General features: G+C 63.1%; 21 protein-coding genes and 1 pseudogene. 9 read left to right on the forward strand and 13 right to left on the reverse strand.

The window, feature by feature from the left end; all coding sequences use genetic code 11:
- The 5 genes from C2I19_RS16765 to C2I19_RS16785 form a co-directional block, all read right to left on the reverse strand.
- A partial coding sequence (locus C2I19_RS16765; RefSeq protein WP_146056850.1) for an ATP-binding cassette domain-containing protein occupies nucleotides 1-492 on the reverse strand: 492 nt, incomplete at its 3' end.
- A gap of 21 nt (nucleotides 493-513) precedes the next feature.
- On the reverse strand, nucleotides 514-1,578 hold the full coding sequence (locus tag C2I19_RS16770; RefSeq protein WP_103903804.1) for an ABC transporter permease: 1,065 nt from the start codon (nucleotides 1,576-1,578) through the stop codon (nucleotides 514-516).
- A gap of 16 nt (nucleotides 1,579-1,594) precedes the next feature.
- Nucleotides 1,595-2,536 (reverse strand): ABC transporter permease, encoded by a 942-nt coding sequence (locus C2I19_RS16775; RefSeq protein WP_103903805.1) that lies wholly within the window; start codon nucleotides 2,534-2,536, stop codon nucleotides 1,595-1,597.
- Nucleotides 2,537-2,557: 21 nt separating this feature from the next.
- Nucleotides 2,558-4,348, reverse strand: a complete 1,791-nt coding sequence (locus tag C2I19_RS16780; protein WP_103903806.1) for an ABC transporter substrate-binding protein — start codon at nucleotides 4,346-4,348, stop codon at nucleotides 2,558-2,560.
- Nucleotides 4,349-4,518: 170 nt separating this feature from the next.
- Nucleotides 4,519-5,355 (reverse strand): SDR family oxidoreductase, encoded by an 837-nt coding sequence (locus tag C2I19_RS16785; RefSeq protein ID WP_103903807.1) that lies wholly within the window; start codon nucleotides 5,353-5,355, stop codon nucleotides 4,519-4,521.
- Nucleotides 5,356-5,506: 151 nt separating this feature from the next.
- Between C2I19_RS16785 and C2I19_RS16790 the strand changes: the two genes are divergently transcribed.
- From C2I19_RS16790 to C2I19_RS16805, 4 genes are read left to right on the forward strand one after another with little or no spacing between them, the layout of a single operon-like run.
- Complete coding sequence (locus tag C2I19_RS16790) at nucleotides 5,507-5,740, forward strand: exodeoxyribonuclease VII small subunit (protein WP_103903808.1); 234 nt, start codon at nucleotides 5,507-5,509, stop codon at nucleotides 5,738-5,740.
- On the forward strand, nucleotides 5,730-6,626 hold the full coding sequence (locus C2I19_RS16795; protein ID WP_103903809.1) for a polyprenyl synthetase family protein: 897 nt from the start codon (nucleotides 5,730-5,732) through the stop codon (nucleotides 6,624-6,626). The genes C2I19_RS16790 and C2I19_RS16795 overlap by 11 nt, the downstream gene beginning before the upstream one ends.
- Before the next feature lie 60 nt (nucleotides 6,627-6,686).
- A complete protein-coding gene (gene dxs / locus C2I19_RS16800; RefSeq protein WP_103903810.1) occupies nucleotides 6,687-8,537 on the forward strand; it encodes a 1-deoxy-D-xylulose-5-phosphate synthase in 1,851 nt (616 codons plus the stop codon).
- Nucleotides 8,538-8,539: 2 nt separating this feature from the next.
- On the forward strand, nucleotides 8,540-9,130 hold the full coding sequence (locus tag C2I19_RS16805) for an ion channel (RefSeq protein ID WP_103903811.1): 591 nt from the start codon (nucleotides 8,540-8,542) through the stop codon (nucleotides 9,128-9,130).
- Here C2I19_RS16805 and C2I19_RS16810 read toward each other — a convergent pair.
- The 5 genes from C2I19_RS16810 to C2I19_RS16830 all read right to left on the reverse strand — a co-directional run bounded on the left by C2I19_RS16810 (nucleotide 9,112) and on the right by C2I19_RS16830 (nucleotide 14,828).
- Nucleotides 9,112-9,633 (reverse strand): DUF2165 family protein, encoded by a 522-nt coding sequence (locus tag C2I19_RS16810; protein ID WP_233201241.1) that lies wholly within the window; start codon nucleotides 9,631-9,633, stop codon nucleotides 9,112-9,114. The two genes, C2I19_RS16805 and C2I19_RS16810, sit on opposite strands and share 19 nt — an antisense overlap.
- 112 nt (nucleotides 9,634-9,745) lie before the next feature.
- The gene (locus tag C2I19_RS16815; RefSeq protein ID WP_103903813.1) at nucleotides 9,746-11,200 is read right to left on the reverse strand and encodes an aminoacyl-histidine dipeptidase; all 1,455 of its coding nucleotides are present in this window, start codon (nucleotides 11,198-11,200) and stop codon (nucleotides 9,746-9,748) included.
- A 267-nt stretch (nucleotides 11,201-11,467) separates the two neighbouring features.
- Nucleotides 11,468-12,787 carry a TldD/PmbA family protein gene (locus tag C2I19_RS16820; RefSeq protein ID WP_103903814.1) on the reverse strand — a complete coding sequence of 440 codons (1,320 nt, stop codon included), beginning with the start codon at nucleotides 12,785-12,787 and terminating at the stop codon, nucleotides 11,468-11,470.
- Nucleotides 12,784-14,244: a TldD/PmbA family protein gene (locus tag C2I19_RS16825; RefSeq protein WP_103903815.1), complete on the reverse strand. Its 1,461-nt coding sequence runs from the start codon at nucleotides 14,242-14,244 to the stop codon at nucleotides 12,784-12,786. The genes C2I19_RS16820 and C2I19_RS16825 overlap by 4 nt, the downstream gene beginning before the upstream one ends.
- 116 nt (nucleotides 14,245-14,360) lie before the next feature.
- Nucleotides 14,361-14,828 carry a nuclear transport factor 2 family protein gene (locus C2I19_RS16830; protein WP_103903816.1) on the reverse strand — a complete coding sequence of 156 codons (468 nt, stop codon included), beginning with the start codon at nucleotides 14,826-14,828 and terminating at the stop codon, nucleotides 14,361-14,363.
- A gap of 88 nt (nucleotides 14,829-14,916) precedes the next feature.
- Here C2I19_RS16830 and C2I19_RS16835 point away from each other — a divergent pair, with 88 nt between their 5' ends.
- The 4 genes from C2I19_RS16835 to C2I19_RS16850 all read left to right on the forward strand — a co-directional run bounded on the left by C2I19_RS16835 (nucleotide 14,917) and on the right by C2I19_RS16850 (nucleotide 18,285).
- Entirely contained in the window at nucleotides 14,917-15,480 is a 564-nt protein-coding gene (locus C2I19_RS16835; RefSeq protein WP_103903817.1) for a TetR/AcrR family transcriptional regulator, read from the forward strand.
- Nucleotides 15,481-15,538: 58 nt separating this feature from the next.
- Complete coding sequence (locus C2I19_RS16840; protein WP_103903818.1) at nucleotides 15,539-16,033, forward strand: prolyl-tRNA synthetase associated domain-containing protein; 495 nt, start codon at nucleotides 15,539-15,541, stop codon at nucleotides 16,031-16,033.
- 193 nt (nucleotides 16,034-16,226) lie between these two features.
- Complete coding sequence (locus C2I19_RS16845) at nucleotides 16,227-17,627, forward strand: L-serine ammonia-lyase (protein ID WP_103903819.1); 1,401 nt, start codon at nucleotides 16,227-16,229, stop codon at nucleotides 17,625-17,627.
- Between the two features lie 112 nt (nucleotides 17,628-17,739).
- Nucleotides 17,740-18,285, forward strand: a complete 546-nt coding sequence (locus C2I19_RS16850) for a GNAT family N-acetyltransferase (protein ID WP_103903820.1) — start codon at nucleotides 17,740-17,742, stop codon at nucleotides 18,283-18,285.
- A 44-nt stretch (nucleotides 18,286-18,329) separates the two neighbouring features.
- Here C2I19_RS16850 and C2I19_RS16855 read toward each other — a convergent pair whose 3' ends face one another.
- Together C2I19_RS16855 and C2I19_RS16860 are read right to left on the reverse strand one after the other, a co-directional pair.
- Nucleotides 18,330-18,599: a hypothetical protein gene (locus C2I19_RS16855; RefSeq protein ID WP_103903821.1), complete on the reverse strand. Its 270-nt coding sequence runs from the start codon at nucleotides 18,597-18,599 to the stop codon at nucleotides 18,330-18,332.
- 12 nt (nucleotides 18,600-18,611) lie between these two features.
- Nucleotides 18,612-19,265, reverse strand: a complete 654-nt coding sequence (locus C2I19_RS16860) for an Ig-like domain-containing protein (RefSeq protein ID WP_233201242.1) — start codon at nucleotides 19,263-19,265, stop codon at nucleotides 18,612-18,614.
- On the opposite strand from C2I19_RS16860, the pseudogene C2I19_RS16865 reads away from it, so the two are divergent.
- Nucleotides 19,167-19,478 (forward strand): annotated as a pseudogene (locus tag C2I19_RS16865) (phage virion morphogenesis protein); the annotation flags it as partial. The gene C2I19_RS16860 and the pseudogene C2I19_RS16865 overlap by 99 nt on opposite strands.
- A gap of 313 nt (nucleotides 19,479-19,791) precedes the next feature.
- Here the strand turns inward: C2I19_RS16865 and speA are convergent.
- Nucleotides 19,792-20,811: biosynthetic arginine decarboxylase (gene speA / locus C2I19_RS22555; RefSeq protein WP_233201244.1), on the reverse strand; the 1,020-nt coding region annotated here is incomplete at its 5' end.

The following is a 20,811-nucleotide window of genomic DNA, read 5'->3' on the forward strand; positions in this document are numbered from 1 at the left end:
GCCGCCGGACAGCTCATGCGGATAGCTCTTGATCCGCTTCTCCGGTTCCGGCAGGCCCACCTCGCGCAGCAGCTCCACCGCGCGCTTCCACGCCGCCGAGCGCGACAGCTTCGCGTGCAGCGTCAGCGTCTCCACGATCTGCTCGCCGACGGTGAACACCGGGTTCAAGGAGCTCATCGGCTCCTGGAAGATCATCGCGATGTCCTTGCCGCGCAGCCGGCGCAGTTCGGACGCGCTCAGCTTGAGCAAGTCGCGCCCGGCGAAGCGCAGCTCGGACGCCGGGTCGATCTCGCTGGTTTGCGGCGGCAGCAATTGCATGATGGCCATGGACGTGACCGACTTGCCGGAGCCGGACTCGCCCACCAGCGCCACCGTGCGGTGGGCCGGAATGTCGAAGCTGACGCCCTTCAAGGCCTCGAAGCGGCCGCCGTCTTCCTGGCGGAAACGCACGCGCAGATCGCGCACCGACAGCAGGATCTTGTTATCGCTCATTTCTGTTTCTCCTCATCCCGCTCACTTCGCCGCCGCGCGCGGGTCCAGCGCGTCGCGCAGGGCGTCGGTCAGCATGCTGAAGGCGGTGACCAGCAGCGACATGAACACCACCACCACGGCCAGTTGCCACCAATATCCCTGCATCAGCTCTTCCGGCACTTCGGACAGCATGGAGCCCCAGCTGACCTGGCGCACATCCACGCCAAAGCCGAGGAAGGACAGGATCACCTCATACTTGATCAGGCCCACCATCAGCAGCGAGAACTGCACTAACAAGAGGTGGGTGATATTGGGCAGGATGTGCACGAACATGCGGCGCGCGCTGCTGGCGCCGATGGCGTCGGCAGCCTGCACGAACTCGCGCGAGCGCAGCTTGATGAACTCGGCGCGCACCAGGCGGAACGTGCCGGTCCAGCTGGTCAGCGACAACACCAGGATGACAGTGCCCAGACCGCGGCCGGCCACCGCGGCGAAGGCCAGCAGCAGCAGCATGTCCGGCATGGCCGTGAACACGCTGTAGAACCACATCAGGAAGTCGTCAGTCTTGCGGCCGAGAAAACCCGCCATGCCGCCGAGCACGGTGCCGATCAGGATGGACAGCAAGGCGCCGGCCACGCCGACGAACATCGAGGTGGAGGTGCCCTTGATCACCTTGTCCAGGATGTCGCGGCCGCGCTGGTCCGCGCCGAAGGTCAAGGACTCGGCCTTCTTCACTTCCGGCACCACATACTGGCCGCGGTTCTGGCGCGCTTTCTGCGTTTCCGCCCAGATCGGATCCTCCGAAGGCGACAGCCCCTCGGTGGCGACTACAGGCGCTGCCGACTCATGCGGATGCGCCGCCGCCGCGGCCTGCTGCTTCTGATAGATGAAAGTAGGCGGCGCATAGGATGCGGCGATCTCGTCGTTCCAGCCCTTGCCGATCACGCCCAGCCAGCCGCCGACGGCCAGCAGCATGAAGCCGAGCACGATCCACAACGAGACGAAGCCGACGCGGTCGCGCTTCAGTCTTTGCCAGCCCAGCGCCCACAGGCTGCGGGACGCGGCGCTTGCCGGCGCGGCGCCGGCGGTATTCTGCAATGTCGTCATTGTTGTTCTCCCCCGCTCACTTCAACTGCACGCGCGGGTCAATCCATTTGTAGAGGATGTCCGCCAGCAGGTTGAACACCATGGCCGCGGCGGCGATGGTGATGGTGATGGCCTTGATCACCGGAAAGTCGCTCTTGTCCACCGCGTTCAGCAGCTCGTTGCCCATGCCGGGAATGCCGAAGAAGCGCTCCAGCAGCATGGAGCCCAGCATCAGGAAGGGCAGCGACATGGTGATGTTGGTCACCACTGGGATCAGCGCATTGCGCAGCACATGCTTGAACAGCACGCGAGACTCAGACAAACCCTTGGCGCGCGCGGTGCGCACGTAGTCGTGGTTCAGTTCTTCCACCACGAAGCTGCGGTAAAAGCGCACGCTGGGCGCCAACGACACCAGCAGGCCAAGCAGCAGCGGCAAAGGCAGATAGATGAACAGATTGGCCAGCAGGCTGTCGTCATCCCAGCCCATCACCGGGAACCAGTCCAATGCGAAACCAAGCTGGTATTGGCCAACGATGATGTAGACCAAGGAGCTGACCGACATGGCTACGGTGCAGATCAATGTCACCAAACGGTCAGTCAGGGTGCCGCGGTAATAAGCCACCGCCACCGCGATGGGCAAAGCAGTGACCAGCTCCAGCACCAGCAGGCTGCCAGCCAGCATCACCGATGGGCCGACGCGGGTGGCCAGGGTATGCGTGACCGCATGCTGAGTGGCCCAGGAGTTGCCGAAGTCATAAGTCAGCACCTGCTTGATGAACAGCAGGAATTGCTCCGGCAGGCTCTTGTCCAGCCCCAATTGCACTCGGATATTGGCCAGCATTTCCGGCGTCAGCCGCTTGCCTTCCAGAATATAGGTGGGATCGCCGCCCACCCAGTTGAACAGCACGAACACCAGCAGCATGACGCCGAGCATAGTCGGGATCATTTGCCAGAGACGGCGAACGATATATGCAAACATGTTTTCCCTTTGCTCAGACGTTTAATGCGCCGCGATGTCCACGTAGCGCCAGAAACCGCCTACCGAATTGATTGGATGCGGCTTATAGCCCAGGACATAGCCTTGGGACATGGAGTTGGTGTACATGGACACGCCCAGGATGTAGGGCTGGTATGCGGCGACCAGCTTGTTCATCTTGTCGAACAAGGCCTGGCGCTCCGGCCCATCAGGCAACAGCTGCGACTGGTCATAGGCGCGGTCGTATTCGGACACGTCGAAACCAGCTTTATTCCCCTGACCTATCAGCTTGGACGAGAAACTCTGCACGAAATCGTCGCCATCCGGCGTGGCGGCAAAGCCGCCCAAAGACCACATCTGCAGCTTGTAGGCATAGGCTGCCTTCGCGTTCTCATTCCACTTGGCCACCTTGAACTTGATTCGGATGTGCAGGCGGTCGAAGGTCTTCTGCCAGATTTGGTTCATCTGCTTGTCAAAACCGCCGCCTTGCGTCGACTGGACAATCTCCAGTGATTTTCCATCAGGTAAGGTACGGTAGCCGTCGGGACCGATCTTGTAGCCGAACTCGTCCAATAAGGCATTAGCCGTGGCTGGGTCGTAAGGAACTCGCAGGTCCAGCTTGGGATTGAAACCAAACATGCCCGCAGGGACAATGCCCTGCACCGGAGCTGCCTGATTGCCATACAGCAGCGGCAAGACTTCCTGCTTCAAGGGATAGGCCATGGCGATGGCGCGGCGCAGAGCGATCTTTTCCTTGCTGTAGCCGCCCACAACCGGGTCTTTCAGATTGAAATAGGCATAGGTGATATTCAACGCGGTGCTATGGCTTAGATTGATGCCACGCTTGGCCAGCTTGGGGTTCAGTGTGGTGTCGTCCGGATTGGCGGGATTGACGCGCAAGGCGGTTTTCATAGCCGACTTCGGCACACCCGTCACGTCCAGTTGTTTGTTCAGAAAGGACAGCCAACGAGGCTGCTCTTCCTCGATAACCTTGATGTCGATACGGCCGACCATAGGCAGGGTCTTGCCATTGAGCTGAGCCGCCAGCGCCGCATCCTTCGGATCAGCCGGGTGCTCATTGAATACCACTTTGCGATAGGACGGATTAGCTGTCAGCACAATCCGATTGCCAGGCTTCCACTCAGACAGCCGAAATGGGCCGCTACCCACCGGATGCGACAAGGTATCTTTGCTGTAGCCCTCCATCACTTCGCGCGCCACGGCGCCAGCGATGGGCGAGCCCAAGCTGTACAGGAAAACGTAGCCAGGCTTCTTCAACGTCAGCTTCAGCGTGTAGCGGTCTGGCGTCTGGATGCCTGCGATGGACGCGTCGTAATTGAAATGGCCCGATTTGCTGGCACGCGCGCTGGCTTCGTCCATGCCGACGATGAAGTCGGTGAAAGTGGACGCGTTGGGCGAATTCACCACCGGGTCGGCAAAACGCTTGAAGGAATAAGCGTAGTCCAACGCCGTCAACTCGCGCCTTTTGCCCTTAAAAACCGGATCGTCGGCGAAATAAATCCCAGGCTTGATATGAAAAGTAATGACTTTGCCATCCTCTGAAAAGGTTGGCATTTCGCTGATGGTATTGGGTCTCAGCTTCAACGAATTTTCGAGATAGCCGTAGACCAGCAAGGGCTCATTGATGTTCTCGATCACACCCAGAGAGTAAACATCATTAACCTTGGCCGGGTCGAAACCGGTTTCCGGCGCGTTGATCGCCAGCCTCAGCACTTTGGCGGGATCGGCCGCATGCGCAAAAGGCATGAGCGCGGCGCCCATAGCCAGCATGGGCAGCCATTTGAGGTGCTTCATCTTGTTCTGTTCTCCTTCGTAGCGAAAGGCCTGCGTGGGCCCTCCCTTGTTCTCGCCCGCACGTCATGAGACATGACGAGCGGGAATGAATGTAAGGCCATTCGGCTACGCGGATCAACAAGAAAATATCAAAACGGCATCAGCTAATTTGCAAAGCTGCGGCAAGGCCATCATGTTGCGGCGCGGCATGCCTTATCAAACAAGCGCTGCGGCAAAACACGCTTGAGCAAGCCATACAACTTGGTGGGGAAAGTCACGCGATAACGCGCGCGCGGCCGGCGGCTGGTGGCGGCCCGCCACACCGCCTCCGCCACCGCGCTGGCGGGCAGGGTGAACTGCGCGGCGTGGCCTTCTTTCCGCAGCCGCTCCAGCTGCTTCTGATAATTGTCGCGATGCGCGCTGCCATCGATATCGACGTTCTTCAGGAATTTTTGCAGCGCGTTCGGGCGAAAGCGGCTTTCTATCGGCCCCGGTTCCACCAGAGACACATGAATGTCCGTGCCGTGCAGTTCGTGGCGCAAGGTGTCGCACAGGCCCTCCATGGCGAACTTGCTGGCGTTGTAGGCGCCGCGCCAACGCATGGCGGCAAAGCCAAGGATGGAACTATTGAACACTATGCGGCCGTGCCCCTGCGCGCGCATCACCCGCATGACCGCATTGGTCAACTCCCACGGCCCGAACAGATTGGTTTCGAACTGTTCGCGCATGGCCTGGCGCGAAATGTCCTCCACCGCGCCGGGCTGGCCGAAGCCGGCATTATTGAACAGCGCATCCAGCGTGCCGCCGGTTTGCGCAAGCACCTCGTCCAGCGCGGCGCGGATGGACGCCGCATCGTCCACGTCCAGCCGCAGGCTGTCCAAGCCCTCCGCGCGCAAGCGCTCCACATCCTCAGCCCGGCGGCAAGTGGCGAATACCCGCCAGCCGCGGCTTTGAAACCAGATAGCCGTGTGGTAGCCGATGCCGCTGGAGCAGCCGGTAATCAAAATGGTGCGCGTCTGGGCCGTCATGGCGGACCTCTGGTCTATGAACGACCGCCCACCCTACACCAATCGCCGCGCCGCCGGAATGTCCTGTCTGGTAAACATTGGCTGACGATACTGTCGTTTCGACATGGAATTGGACTAGAATGGCGGCCTGACACGCACGAGGAAAACCGCCATGGCAAAAGCCGCCAAAGCCCCGGCCAGTTTCGAGAGCGCGCTGGCCCAGCTGGAGGACATCATCCAGGCGATGGACAGCGGAGACATGCCGCTGGAGAGCGCCCTCGCCTCCTATAAGCAAGGCACCGAATTGATCAAGTTCTGCCAGGGCAAACTCGCCGACGCGGAACAGCAGTTGAAGATCCTGGAAAACAACGAACTGAAGGCGCTGGATCTGCCCAATGGCCAATGAAACCTTCATCGGTTGGATGACCGCCATCCAGCAATACATGGAGAGCGCGCTGGAGAAGCTGCTGCCCTCCGCCGATTGCGCGCCGCAAAAATTGCATGAAGCCATGCGCTACGCCACGCTGGAAGGCGGCAAGCGCGTCCGCCCGCTGCTGGTTTTCGCCGCCGGCGAACTGGTGGACGCGGAACAGGACAATCTGGCCCGCGTCGGCGCGGCGCTGGAAATGATCCACGCCTACTCGCTGGTGCATGACGACATGCCCTGCATGGACGACGACGTGCTGCGCCGCGGCAAACCCACCTGTCACGTGGCCTATGATGAAGCCACCGCGCTCTTGGTGGGCGACGCGCTGCAAACCCGCGCCTTCGAGCTGATTGCCCAGCCGCTGCCCGGCATCGCGCCGGCCAGCCAGCTGGAGATGGTGCGCACGCTGGCCCACGCCTCCGGCCATGCTGGCATGGCGGGCGGCCAGGCGATAGACCTGGCCAGCGTCGGCCAGCCGCTGACGCTGCCGGAGCTGGAGTTCATGCATATGCTGAAAACCGGCGCGCTGATCCGCGCGGCGGTGATGATGGGCGCCATGGCCGGCCGCGAACTGAGCGCGGAGGAAAAGGATTCGCTGGACGTCTTCGCCAAGCGCGTCGGCCTGGCCTTCCAGGTGGTGGACGATATCCTGGACTGCGAGGCGGACACGGCTACGCTGGGCAAGACCGCCGGCAAGGACGCCGCCCACGACAAACCCACCTACGTCAGCCTGCTGGGCCTTTCCGAGGCCAAGCGCATGGCGAAAGATTTGCACGACCAGGCCTTCGCCGCGCTGGATGGCTTCGGCCCGCGCGCGCAGCGCCTGAAACAACTGGCCGACTACATCGTCGCCCGCTCGTTTTGAACCGCTCGTAAAAAACAGGGCGGCCCACCGCCCGGCGAGCCCACCCGCAGAACCAGAACAATGTACTCTCTGCTTGAAACCATCAACAGCCCTGCCGACCTGCGGTTGTTGCAACGCAACCAGCTGCCGCAGCTGGCGCGCGAACTGCGCGAATTCCTGGTGGAAACGGTCAGCAAGACCGGCGGCCACTTCGCGTCCAATCTGGGCAGCATAGAGCTGACCATCGCCCTGCATTATGTGTTCGACACCCCCCACGACCGCTTGGTGTGGGACGTGGGCCACCAGACCTATCCGCACAAGATACTGACCGGCCGTCGCCAGCAAATGGGCACCATGCGCCAGTTCGGCGGACTGGCCGGCTTCCCCAAGCGCGAAGAATCGGAATACGACACCTTCGGCGTCGGCCATTCGTCCACCTCCATCGGCGCCGCGCTGGGCATGGCGGTGGCAGCCAAGACTTTGGGCGTGGAACGCAAGAGCGTCGCCATCATAGGCGACGGCGCGATGACCGCCGGCCAAGCCTTCGAAGCTCTGAACAATGCCGGCGCGATGGATACCGACCTGCTGGTCATCCTGAACGACAATGACATGTCGATCTCGCCCAATGTCGGCGCGCTGAACAACTACCTGGCCAAGCTGATGTCCGGCCGCTTCTACGCCGCGATGCGCGAAGGCTCGAGCAAGGTGCTGGGCATCGCCCCGCCCTTGAAGGAAATCGCCAGCAAGATGGAGGAGCACGTCAAAGGCTTCTTCACGCCGGGCACGCTGTTTGAGGAGTTTGGCTTCAACTACATCGGCCCGATAGACGGCCACGATGTGGACGTGCTGGTGGACACGCTGAAGAACATCAAGAGCCTGAAAGGGCCGCAATTCCTGCACATCGTCACCAAGAAGGGCCAGGGCTACAAGCTGGCCGAGAACGACCCGGTCAAATACCACGGCGTCACCAAATTCGACCCCGCCAACGGCCTGGCCAGCGGCAAGGGCGGCGCGGGAAAGCCGCAGTACACCCAGGTATTCGGCGACTGGCTGTGCGACATGGCCAAGCAGGACAAGCGCCTGGTAGGCATCACCCCCGCCATGCGCGAAGGTTCCGGCATGGTGCGCTTCGAGAAAGAGCATCCGGACCGCTACTACGACGTAGCCATCGCGGAACAACACGCGGTGACTTTCGCCGGCGGCATGGCCTGCGACGGCCTGAAGCCGGTGCTGGCGATCTACTCCACCTTCCTGCAACGCGGCTATGACCAGCTGATCCACGACGTGGCGCTGCAAAACCTGCCGGTGCTGTTCGCCATAGACCGCGCCGGCCTGGTGGGCGCTGACGGCCCGACTCACGCCGGCGCCTTCGATCTGAGCTTCCTGCGCTGCGTGCCCAATATGCTGGTGGCCGCGCCGTCTGACGAGAACGAGTGCCGCCAACTGCTGTACACCGCCTTCCGCCACGATGGTCCGAGCGCGGTGCGCTACCCGCGCGGCACCGGCCCCGGCGCGGAAATCCAGCAACAGATGACGTCCCTGCCCATAGGCAAGGGCGTGCTGCGCCGCCAGGGCAAGAAGATCGCCATCCTGGCTTTCGGCAGCATGGTTCACCCCGCCCTGGCCGCGGCCGAGCAGCTGGACGCCTCCGTGGCCGACATGCGCTTCGTCAAGCCGCTGGACGCCGAGCTGGTACGCCAGTTGGCCGAGAACCATGAACTGATCGTCACCGTGGAGGAAAACGTGGTGATGGGCGGCGCAGGTTCGGCCTGTATCGAAGCGCTGCAAGCCATGCGCCTGGCCGTTCCCGTGCTGCAGCTGGGCTTGCCGGACGACTATGTGGAGCATGGCGACCCCGCCTTGCTGCTGAAGAACTGCGGCCTGGACGCCGCCGGCATTGAAGCCAGCATCCGCGAGCGGCTGGCCGTCTAAGCATGCTGGCCTCGCTGCCGCTGCCCAGCCTGGAAACCCGGCTGCAATTGCATGCCGGGACGGCGCTGTCGCTGCTCAGCGCGGCGCTGTTCACCTGGCTGTGGCGGGCGGAAGACCTGCATGCTCTATTGCCGCGCCAAGGCGAGCAGTGGCTGGCCTGGGCGCTGTTCTTTCTGCCCATCTACCGCACCGTGCACCATATCCTGCAAAGGCCGCGGCAGCGCCAACTGGGCGATTTGATAGGCCTGTACCTGGGCCTCGTGCTGCAATTCGCCGTAGTCTACTACCTGTTTGCGCTGCTACTGGTGAACGGCCGCGCCTTCCATGGCATGACCGCGCTTTACGATGCCCAGGGCGGTTTTCTGCCCGATTTCTACAGCAAGGCCGCGCTGCTGTTCCTGGACTGCTTCCACCTGTCCATCGCCACCGCGGCCACCGTGGGCTATGGCGACATGTATCCCACCTACTGGCCGATCCGGCTGCTGGCGGACCTGCAGATCATCTTCACCAGCGCGCTGGTGATCGTGGGATTTGGCCGGCACTTTTCCGGCCAGGGGCCGCGGGACGCTGGCGATCAGGCCTCTTCCCGCTGACGGATGTAAACCAGGCTGAGCAGGATGAATCCGACGAAGGCGTAAGCCTTCATCTGGCCGTTCCACTTGCTGGCCCACATCGCGAAATACTCTCCGCCCATCACCGCGAAACCGAAATACCAGACCAGCACCGCCAGCAGCGCGCCCAACGTAAACAGGCTCTTGCCCCAAGCCAGTCCGCCGCGGCCCGCTGCGGCCTTCAGCATGAGCAGGCCTCCGGCCGCACACAGCAGGCCGCATGCCATTTCGCCGGCGATGATGGCGCCGTAGCCCAGCCGCTGCCAAGACGGGTCGCTCACCGCGCGGCTCTGCAAGGCCGCGCCATTGAACCACGGCTCCAGCGCATCCATCGCCAAGACGTGGCGAACGAACTGCCAGTTGGAGTCGTAATCGATGATGTTTCCGCTCGCCACCAGCAGGCCGAACGCGCCGATCGACATAGCCAGCACGGCTTTGCACAGGTACTGGATGCGCAAATGGATGCTCAATTGTTCGTTTCCCACGAATTTCTCCAGCATTTTGACAATACCCACAGCATGCCATGATCAAACGGAAGCTGATATAAGAAAACGGCCTGGCAAAGCCAGGCCGTTTCTCACCATCCGGAAAAACCGCTCAACGCGCCGGAATCGCCTTCAACACCGCCTGCAGCAGCTGCCAAGCCTTGCCTACCGATTCCACTTCCACGCGTTCGCCCGGCGCATGCGCGCCGCGGATGTTGGGGCCGAAGGACACCATGTCCAGATTCGGGTACTTGGAACCCAGGATGCCGCACTCCAGGCCGGCATGGATCACCTGCACCGCGGCCTCGCCGCCGAACTCCTGCTGGTACACATCCTTGAACAAGGCCAGCAGCTTGGATTGCGGATTCGGCGCCCAGCCCGGGTAGCCGCCTTCCATCTCCACCTTGAACGCAGCCAGCTTAAACAGGCTTTCCACTTCGCGCGCCAGCATCCAGGTGCCGGAATCCAGCAGGGAGCGCACCATCAAATTGGCGAATACCTTGCCTTCGGCGATGGACACCACGCCCAGGTTATTCGACGTTTCCACCACGCCCGCCACGCGCTGACTCATGCGCTTCACGCCGTGCGGCGCGGCATGCAGCGCGGACAGGATGGCGGTTTGATCGGCGCAAGCCAGCACGCCATCGGCGGCGGCAGCCTCGGACAGCACCACCACGCCTTCGTCCACGCCGGCCAGTTCGAAGCGCATCAGCGCCTGGAAGGCATCCAGTTTGGCCGCCACCTTGGCCGCGTCGGCGGCCGAATAGGCCACTACGGCAAAGGCTTCGCGCGACAGCGCGTTGCGCGCGGTGCCGCCCTTCAGGGAGGCCAGGCGCAGCTCGGTTTCGGCTTCCAGCTCGCGGATCAGGCGAATCAGCAGCTTGTTGGCGTTGCCGCGGCCCAGGTGGATGTCCGCGCCGGAGTGGCCGCCCTTCAGGCCCTTGATGGTCAGGCTGGCGGTTTGGAAACCGGCCGGAACCGCCTCCACGGCGTATGCGCGGCTGACGTTCACGTCCACGCCGCCGGCGCAGCCCATGTAGAATTCGCCCCACTCTTCGGTATCGATATTGATCAGATACTGGCCCTGCAGCAGGCCGGTCTCCAGACCCAGCGCGCCGCCCATGCCGGCCTCTTCATCCAGCGTCAGCAGCACTTCCACCGGGCCGTGGGCGACGTCGTCGCCAGACAGCACCGCCATGCCCAGCGCCACGCCTATGCCATTGTCGGCGCCCAGGGTGGTATTTTCGGCGATCAGCCAGCCATCTTTCAGCACCGGACGGATCGGGTCCTTGAAGAAGTTATGCTCGGTGCCGCTATTGGCCTGGCACACCATGTCCAGATGGCCTTGCAGCACCACGCCGGCGCGGTCTTCATAGCCCGGCGTGGCCGGCTTGCGAATGATCAGATTTCCGACCTGGTCAACGGTGGTTTCCAGGCCGCGCAGCTCCGCCCAGCCTTTCATATAGTCGCGCACCTGCTCTTCGTGCTTGGATGGGCGCGGAATGTCGCACAGGGTTTGGAAGTGTTCCCAGACGGCTTTGGGTTCGAGTTGGGCGATATCGGTCACAACGCATTCCTTGATTCGGTATAAATGGCGCGGGGCCTGGCGGCTGGCGCGACTGGCGGCGCTTGCCAAACGGTCATTTTACATGATGTTCAATGAAGAGAAAGCATACCCCGCCACATCAGGCTTGGAAAGAATCGTGAGATAAATCATGGCAAGAATTGGGCATGGCGCAAGCCGCAAGCCAATGCCAAAGACATTTAACATGCAAAAACCGCATAGCTTGCAGCAAAAGCGGCCGAGACAACGCAGCCCCGGCCGGTTCGCGAACTACAGACTAAACTTCAGGCCTTTGACCAAAGCCCCAGGCAGCAACTTGCTCATGGTGGCGCGGCCGCCGTAGCTGCCGGCGTCCACCTGCAGTTCGCGCTCGGCGGTCAGCGCTTCCAGCTGCTCGCCCAGCAGGCTGAACAGGCTGTCATCGAAACGCATCACGCCCAGCGGCGCGACGATCTTGCCGTCTTCCACCCAAAAGCAGGCGAAGCGCGTCATGCCGGTGATGCGGCAGGCGGCGCGGTCAGAGAAGTTCAGATACCACAGATTGGACAGGTAGACGCCGGTGCCCAAGGCCCGCAGCGCCTCGTCGCGCGGCAACTCGCCCGCCGCCACGTGCATGGACTCGGCGAACTCCATATTGCCGGCGTTCGGCGTCAGGCCGAACTCGCGCGCGCTGCGCGGGCTGATCAGGCTGCCGCCATGCTTGCCGGCTTCGATCAACGCCACCCGAGCCGGCCGGATGAAGCCCTCGCTCTGGAACAGCGGCGACAAGCCCTCGCCTCCCGCCTCCGCCAGGCTGAGCAGCGGCGACAGCTCGACCTCGCCCTCGGCCAGCTTGAGCAGGGAGCTGCGCTTGCTGCGCACTTCTTTTTCCGACACGCCGCCCCAGTTCAGCATGTTCAACAGGCCGCCCAAGGCGGAGGGCGTGAAATAGGCGCGGTATTCGCCCGGCTCCAGCGTTTTAACCGGCAGCTTCAGCAGCGCCAGTTGTTCGGCGGCCTCGGCGATGCTTCGCTTCAGCGCCGGCTCGTCCCAGGCCGTGCCGGCCTGGCTGCGCTTGACTGCCTTGTCGCCGTGCGAATACAGGCTCCAGTCGAAATTCCAGCTCTCGCCCTGCTGCCAGTTGAACTGCCCCAGGTGATTGGCAAAGCCGAAGCTCATCTCGCCGCAAGCCAGAATGCCAACCAGATCATGCCCCGCAGCCGCGGCAAGAATATCCTCCACCATAGCTTCGGCCGACGGCAGTGTGTGCTCGGCCATGCGTTCGCTGTTTTGCGGCTGCTCGTTCAGCAGCAGGAAGGGATCGTCCTGCACCTGCTCCAGCGCGGCGCGCAACTCCGGCAGCGCGGCTTCCAGCAAGGCCAGGTCATCATCTCCGCCGCTCAGCGACAGTTGTTGAGTGGCCTGGCGCTGGCCGTGGATCAGCCGCAAGTCCAGATAAGCCTGCTCCACCCGGCCCGACTGGCGCACCTTGCCGTGATTGAAACGGATGAAATCGCTGCGCTCGGCCTCCAGCCACAACGTATAGCCTTCTCCCTCGCGCAGCAGGCCGCTCAGCGCCGCCGCCAGTTTTTGCAAATGCGCGCGCATCATGCCGCTCCTCCGAATATGTCCACTTCGCCGAACACGCAGGCCGGAGAGGCATGACCCACCCGCACCACCTGGTTGGGCTCGCCCTTGCCGCAAAACGGCGTGCCCATCACATTGAACGTGCTTTCGTCCCCCACCGCCTTCAGCGAACGCCAGAAGCTGGCGGAAATGCCGCGGTAATTAGGGTTGCGCACCACGCCCTTCAGTTCGCCGTTCTCGATCAACTGCCCCCATTCGCAGCCGAACTGGAACTTGTTGCGCGAGTCGTCGATGGACCAGCTGACATTGGTCTGCATCAGCACGCCGCGCTCGATGCCGGCGACCAATTGCTCGAAGTTCTGGTCTCCCGGTTCCACATTGAGATTGGCCATGCGGTCTATCGGCGCGCGGTTCCAGTTGCAGGCGCGGCTATTGGCCACGCTGTCCAGCGCATAACCATTCAGCCTGGCGCGCGCGGACGAAATATCGCCGCCCAGAGGGCGCTGCAGGATGCCGTCCTGGATCAACCAGACTTTTTCCGCCGTCTTGCCGTCATCGTCCCAGCCATAGCTGGCCAGTTCCTGGCGCCGCAGCGGATCGAATGTGACATTGAGCAGATCGGATCCGTAGCGATAGCTGCCGAACATGTCTGGCGTGACGAAGCTGGTGCCGGCGTAGTTGCGCTCATCGCCCAGGATGCGGTCCAGCTCCAGCGGATGGCCTATGCTTTCGTGGATTTGCAGCATCATCTGCTCCGGCATCAGCAACAGGTCCATCTTGCCGCTGGGGCAGTTGGGCGCGTACAAGAGCTGCAGCGCCTCATCGGCCACGCGGCGGCCCGCGCCGCGCAGCCCAGCCTGCGCGATCAGTTCCATGCCGCCCTGCCGTCCCAAGCCGCCATACTGGCCACCCAGGCTGCGCGTCTGCACCTGCCCCTTGTCGAACACCGTCACCGCCAAGGATGGCGTCAGCGCGCGCATATGCTGCTCGGCTTCACCGCCGTCGGAAGTCAAATAGAGCTGGCGCACATCCTGCCGCCATAGTCCGGCCGACCAATCCACCACGCGGCCATCCTCGCCCTTGGCGGCGGCAGACTCGCTCAGCAACAAGTCCAGCAGCGCGGCGCGCGGCCACTCTTGCGCCGCGTCGCAGCCTGCTCCCTGATAGCGCCCCTGCGGCTTGGGCATTTGCATCTGCCGATAATCGAACACGCCATGGCCAGCCGTGGCGCGCGCCCAGCTCCGGGCGCGCTCGAAAGCGGCGCGCAGGCCCGCCTCGCTCAGATCCGCCGTGGCCGCGTAGCCGTAGCCGCCCTGGTCCAGCACCGTGATCATGGCGCCGCGGTCACGGCTGCGCGTCAGCGGCTGCTGGCGCCCCTGGCGCACGCTCAGGCGCTCGCTATCCTCCTCCACATAGCGCAGGGAACAGAAATCCGCTTGCGGCTGCAGCGTCCGGAAACGCTGTCGTATGGTTTCAAGCATGGTCAACACTCCAGACTCTGAAAATGCCAAAAGCATTCATACTAATCAGTCCCGCCGCTCCCTGTCCATTCCCGCCTGATGGCGAAACCGCCCGCAGGCGGTTCCGGCCAATCAGTTCAAAGCCCCAGATCGGACAGGCCGGGATGGTCGTCGGGACGGCGGCCCTGCGGCCAAAAGAACTTGCGCTCAGCGTCTTTGATAGGCATGTCGTTGATGCTGGCATGGCGATGGATCATCAAGCCATCGTCGCCGAATGCCCAATTCTCGTTGCCGTAACTGCGGTACCACTGGCCGGCGTCGTCATGCCATTCGTAAGCGAAGCGCACGGCAATGCGATTGCCATCGAACGCCCAAAGTTCCTTGATCAAGCGGTAGTCCAGCTCCCGCTTCCATTTGCGCTCCAGCATGGCCTGGGCCTCGGCCCGGCCCTGAGGAAAATCAACGCGGTTGCGCCAGCGCGTGTCCAGGCTGTATGCCTGCGCCACGCGCGCTGGGTCGCGGCTATTCCAGCCGTCTTCGGCAAGGCGGATTTTCTCGATAGCGCTTTCCCGGGTGAACGGCGGCAGCGGAGGACGGGTTTCCATCATGGTTTCCTTTCAAATAAAGTAGACAGAGTTGTCTACATGGAATTCAGCCTAGCGCAAAGCAGACAAGTCTGTCTACAATGATGCAATGAAAACCTTGATCCCCGAGCGTGCCGCCGAGCTGCCACCGCGCGAACGCATCCTTGCCACCGCCCACCGCCTGTTCTATCGGGAAGGCATACGCGCCACCGGCATAGACCGCATCATCGCGGAGTCCGGCGTGAGCAAAGTCACTTTCTATCGTTACTTCCCCAGCAAGAACGAATTGATCCTGGCCTATCTGGAGCAGCGCCACGGCCTATGGCAGGCCTGGTTCCGGGAAGCGCTGACGCGCCATGCCGCTGTCGGACCCGCCGCGCTGGCGCTGGCGCTGGGGGAATGGTTCGCCAGCGAAGACTTCCGCGGCTGCGCCTTCATCAACGGCGCTGGCGAAATGCCCGCCGACCCGGCCGTGGCGGAGAGTGCGCGCCGACACAAGGCAGCCATGCGCGACGCCATCGCCGAATCGCTGGCCGGACACGCCGATCAGGCCGAATTGGCGGCCATGCTCTCGCTGGCCGCGGACGGCGCCATCGTAAGAGCGCAGCTGGACGGCAGCGCGGAGACGGCGCTGCAAACGCTGGCGGCCCTGATCGCGCGCCTGACGGGATGACGCGGGCGCGCCAACCGTGATAGCTTCGAATGGAATCCCGAAACGAGAGACCCATAGCATGGAGCACGCCCTGTACCGCCTGCTGGATGAGCAGCGCATTGCTTACCAGCGTTTCGAACACCCGCCGGTCTTCACTTGCGAGGAAGCCGCGCGGCTGACGCCCGGCCTGCCTGGCGCGGAAACCAAGAACCTGTTCCTGTGCGACGCCAAGGGCCGCAGCCATTATCTGGTGGCGGTGCCGGCCGACGCCGCCGTGGACATCAAGGCGCTGGGCGAGAGCCTGGATGCGAAAGGCCTGCGTTTCGCCTCGCCGGAGCGGCTGAAAAAACACTTGGGACTAGAACCGGGATCGGTCACGCTGCTGGCGGCTGTCAACGACGCCGAAGGAAACGTCAACGTGGTGGTGGACGAGGTGCTATGGGCGGCGGACGCCATTCTGTGCCATCCGCTGGTCAATACCGCCACGCTCAGCGTGCCGGTGGCGGATCTCGAACGCCTGCTGCGCCACAGCGGCCATCCGCCGCGCATCCTGCCCGTTCCGCGCCGCGCCTGAGCCGCCAGCCCGCCGCCGCGGGCGCTGGCACTCGCCAGCACTCTGGGTTACCCTTGCGGCTGCCGGCCCGCTCAGCGGCCACGCACCTTCCTCGCCGGCAAGCATTACAATACCTATACAAGATAAGCGACGCCTCGCGGCGCCCGACAACTATCCGGCCCCAGCCGGAAATCCCTTACAGAGAAGCATTACCATGGCAATCAGTGTTTTCGACCTGTTCAAGATCGGCATCGGCCCATCCAGTTCCCACACCGTGGGCCCGATGCGCGCCGCCCGCCAGTTCATCGCCCGCCTGGAAAAAGACGGCCTGCTGGACTCGACCGCCCGCGTCAACGCCGAAATGTTCGGCTCCCTCGGCGCCACCGGCAAAGGACACGGCACCGACGTTGCCGTGCTGCTGGGCCTGCAAGGCGAGCAGCCGGACCTGGTGGATACCGACGCGGTGGACGGCATGCTGGCCGCCATCCGCGAACAGCGCAAGCTGAAGCTGCTGGGCAAGCGCGAAATCGACTTCATCGAAGGCGAGCACCTGATCCTGCACAAGAAGAAAACCCTGCCCTACCACCCCAACGGCATGATCTTCGAAGCCTTCGACGCCGCCGGGAACAGCCTGTCCAAGCGCGCCTACTATTCGGTGGGCGGCGGCTTCGTGGTGGACGAGGCGGCCATCGACGCCGGCTTCGCCCCGCCGGGCGTGACCGAGCTGAAACACCCGTTCAAGAGCGCGGCGGAACTGCTGGCGCTATGCCAGCGCCACGGCAAGAGCATCAGCCAGATCATGCTGGAAAACGAGCTGTCCTGGCGCAGCGAGGAGGAAGTGCGCGCCGGCCTGCTCAACATCTGGGACGTGATGCAGGCCTGCGTCAAGCGCGGCTGCGAGCGCGAAGGCATTCTGCCGGGCGGCATGAAAGTGCGCCGCCGCGCCGCCGACATGCACAAGAAGCTGCTGGCCTCGCCGGAAGCCGCCATGCGCGATCCGCTGACGGTGATGGACTGGGTCAACCTGTACGCGCTGGCCGTCAACGAAGAAAACGCGGCCGGCGGCCGCGTAGTAACCGCGCCCACCAACGGCGCGGCCGGCATCATCCCTGCGGTGATGCACTACTACGCCCGTTTCGTGCCGGGCGCCAACGACGACGGCATCGTCCGCTTCCTGTTGACCGCCGGCGCCATCGGCATCCTGTTCAAGCTCAACGCCTCCATCTCCGGCGCGGAAGTCGGCTGCCAGGGCGAAGTGGGCTCCGCCTGTTCCATGGCCGCAGGCGCGCTGTGCGAAGTAATGGGCGGCACGCCGGAGCAAGTGGAAAACGCGGCGGAGATCGGCATGGAGCACAATCTGGGCCTGACTTGCGACCCGGTGGGCGGCCTGGTTCAGGTGCCGTGCATCGAGCGCAACGCCATGGCATCGGTCAAGGCGATCAACGCCGTGCGCATGGCGTTGCGCGGCGACGGCCAGCACTTCGTGTCGTTGGACCGAGTGATCAAGACCATGCGCGACACCGGCATGGACATGAGCACCAAGTACAAGGAAACCGCGCGCGGCGGACTGGCGATCAATGTGATCGAGGTGCCGGTCAATATCGTCGAGTGCTGATCCCGCGCGGAACACGCAAAAGCCGCGAACTCGCATCGCGGCTTTTTTTATTGGCTAAGCGGGGGTCTGCTGGCACACTGTAGCAACTCCCACCGTATCAGAGCTTCATTCCGTGCAATCGTTAGCATTCACAACACCGCGCCTGCAGCTTCGCCCGCTGCGGGAGGACGACTCCGCCTTCATACTGGAACTGGTCAACGAGCCGGCCTTTCTAGCCAATATCGGCGACAAAGACGTGCATGACCTGGCTGGCGCGCGCAACTACATCGAAAAAGGCCCGCAAGCCAGCTACCGGCAGCATGGCCATGGACTGCTGTTGGTCGCCCTGCGCGACGGCGGCGAACCGGTCGGCATCTGCGGACTGGTCAAGCGCGACAGCCTGCCCCACCCCGACATAGGCTACGCCTTCCTCGAGCGCCACTGGGGACGCGGCTACGCCAGCGAATCCGGAGCCGCCTGCCTGGCGCATGCGCGCGAGGCGCTGAACATCGATTTCGTCGTCGGCATTACCGCCCCGCACAATCAGGGGTCGATCCGCGTACTGGAGAAGCTGGGACTGTGCTATGACCGCATGCTGGAACTGCCCGGCATAGAGGGCCCCAGCCTGTATTTCGTGCCAGCCGGAGCGGCGCCTGCCCAAGCAGGCCCCTTCGACTGAGCCAAGACGCCCGCCGTCGTTCGAAAGATGCGGCGGGCCACCCCTCAATTTCGATAAATGGTTTGATCGAATAGCCGCAGGCCATCAGGCTGCCGGGTGCGCAGCTGCACCTGGCGACTGCTGCCCGACGCTCCCAGCGCCAGGAAAGGCACCACGACTGCCGGCGAGCCCGCCATAGGCGCCGCCACCGTCACGCTGCTCGTGCCGCGCCCGCCCGTTACCGCCAGCGCCGCATCCACGCCGTTATTGCCGCTGGCGCTGAGCACGGACACCTTTTCCACTGGAAAGGCCTGGGCATTGACAGTCCAGCTCACTGCCAGGCTGCTTTACGCGGCATCCAGCCCCGTGCCGTCCGCGGCGAACTTGCCGCCGATGGGATCAAAGCAGCTGCTCGCCCCCGCCGGCAGGATATTGGCCAGGGAAGACGCCAGCAGATTGGCCGCGTTGATATTGCCGAGATTGGCCGCGCTGAAGCTGGAGCTGCCCTTGACCATGTCAAGGGGATTGCCGTCGCTGGTCAACAGCGCCACCTGGGCGGTAGTCAGCGTCGTCACATTGGCCACCGAGCTTCCGCCCGCTGCTGGCGGGCTGGCCAACACCGACACCATGGTGCTGATTTGCCCCGCCGGATCGCTGGCGGTAATCACAAATGGCGCGGTGAAATTGGCCGCCGTATACGTGACCGTGTAGCTGCCGTCACTGCCCGCCGTGGCCGTACCCACCGTATTGCCGTTGGCGTCCACGACCGTGATCGTGGCGCCGGCGAAAGGTGAGCCGCTGGCCGCCGTGCCGGACAGTTGGGCGGTTTGCGAACTGGAGGACGAAGAGGATGAGGAAGATGATGACCCGCCGCCTCCGCATGAGGCGCCCCCCGCGCCAAGGGCTATAAGAAGAACGGCGATCTGACCAAACGCTCTCAGCGCATCTTGGCTGACATGAAAATCCTGCAAGACAGCGGCAAGCTGGCCGCCTCGGTCCATTCCAGATACGGCGACGACTATGCGTTGATCGGCGCGGGCGGCATTCCCTATGCCAGAATTCACCAGTTGGGTGGCAAGGCCGGCAAGGGACGAAAGGTCAGCATCCCGGCTCGCCCCTATCTACCATTCACGCCGAGTCTGAAATTGCAGCCAGAAGCTGAGAAGGCACTGCTCAAGACTGGCATGGACTATCTGCGACGAGCAGCCGAATAGTAAAATTGAGCCAGGAAGGGGACTGGGCGATAGTTGCAATGTCTGCAAAGCATTTGCAAGCGGCATTCCAAAATCTCCCAGCCCATCCCAGCGAATCCCGTAATTATCACGCCAGTACCCTGGGATTTATCTCACTCCCCCTCAGGAAGCCCCCGAGCCAGCCTTTCCCGCGCCGACGCCCCCCCGTCTGCCGCCGGCAACGATGGATCGGCGCCGCCCACTCAAGCATCTTGGGCCAAGAGCTGCTTTGCCGGGCTTCAGACGCAAAAAAACCGGGCGCGCAGCCCGGTTTCTCAGCGTTGTCGCTAGCGGTTCACACCGCCAGATAAGACGACTGCTTCAGGCCTCGGCAGAATTCCGCGAAGTACTGGCTGCGCTCCTCCGCGCTCAGATCGCATTCGCGGGTCTTGGCCTCGTAGCGGTTCAGCAGGTCTTCCGGCGACAGGTGCACATAGCGCAGCATGTCTTCGATGGTGTCATGCTCCTCGATGCCGGAAATTTCCAGCTCGCCGCCCTGACGGACGTAAACGTTCACCGAGTCGGTATCGCCGAACAGATTGTGCATGTCGCCCAGGATTTCCTGGTATGCGCCCACCAGGAACACGGCGATCAAATACTCCTCGCCCTGCGTCACTTCATGCACGGACATGCTGGACTCGATGCTCTGCTGGTCCACATACTGCTTCAGCTTGCCGTCGGAGTCGCAGGTCAGATCCTGCAGCACGGCGCGGCGCGTCGGCTTCTCAGCCAGACGATGCAGCGGCATGATGGGCAGCACCTGATCGATGGCCCAGGTGTCCGGCAGGCTCTGGAACACCGAAAAATTGCAGAAGTACTTGTCGGCCAGGCGGTCGGTCAGTTCATCGTACACCTGGCGCTGCGAGCGCTGGCTGGCCTGCAGCTGATTGTGCAGACGGCGGCACAGCGCGGCGTGCACGTCTTCGGCCAGCGCCTTTTCCTTCAGCGACAGCCGGCCCTCGGCATACATCTCGCCCACTTCCGACACGTAATGGCTGGCGCGGTAATAAATCTCAGTGACCAGCTCTTCGTCGTTGAGGCTGGCCAGACCGATCAGTTTGCGCAGCGGACGGGACAGTTCTTCCACGTTCGCTACCGGCGCAACCGTGTCGGGCAGTCGCTCGACGTCGGTCACGTTCATCAGCAGCACGGCGTGGTGCGCGGTCATGGCTCGGCCAGACTCGGACAGGATGCGCGGATGCGGAATGCCGTTTTCGTCGCAGAACTCGGCCAACATCGACACGATCACGCGAGCGTATTCTTCCATATCGTAGTTGATCGAGCTGTCATTGCGCGAGTGGGTGCCGTCGTAGTC

The sequence above is a fragment of the Chromobacterium alticapitis genome, from assembly GCF_002924365.1.
GTDB lineage: Bacteria > Pseudomonadota > Gammaproteobacteria > Burkholderiales > Chromobacteriaceae > Chromobacterium > Chromobacterium alticapitis.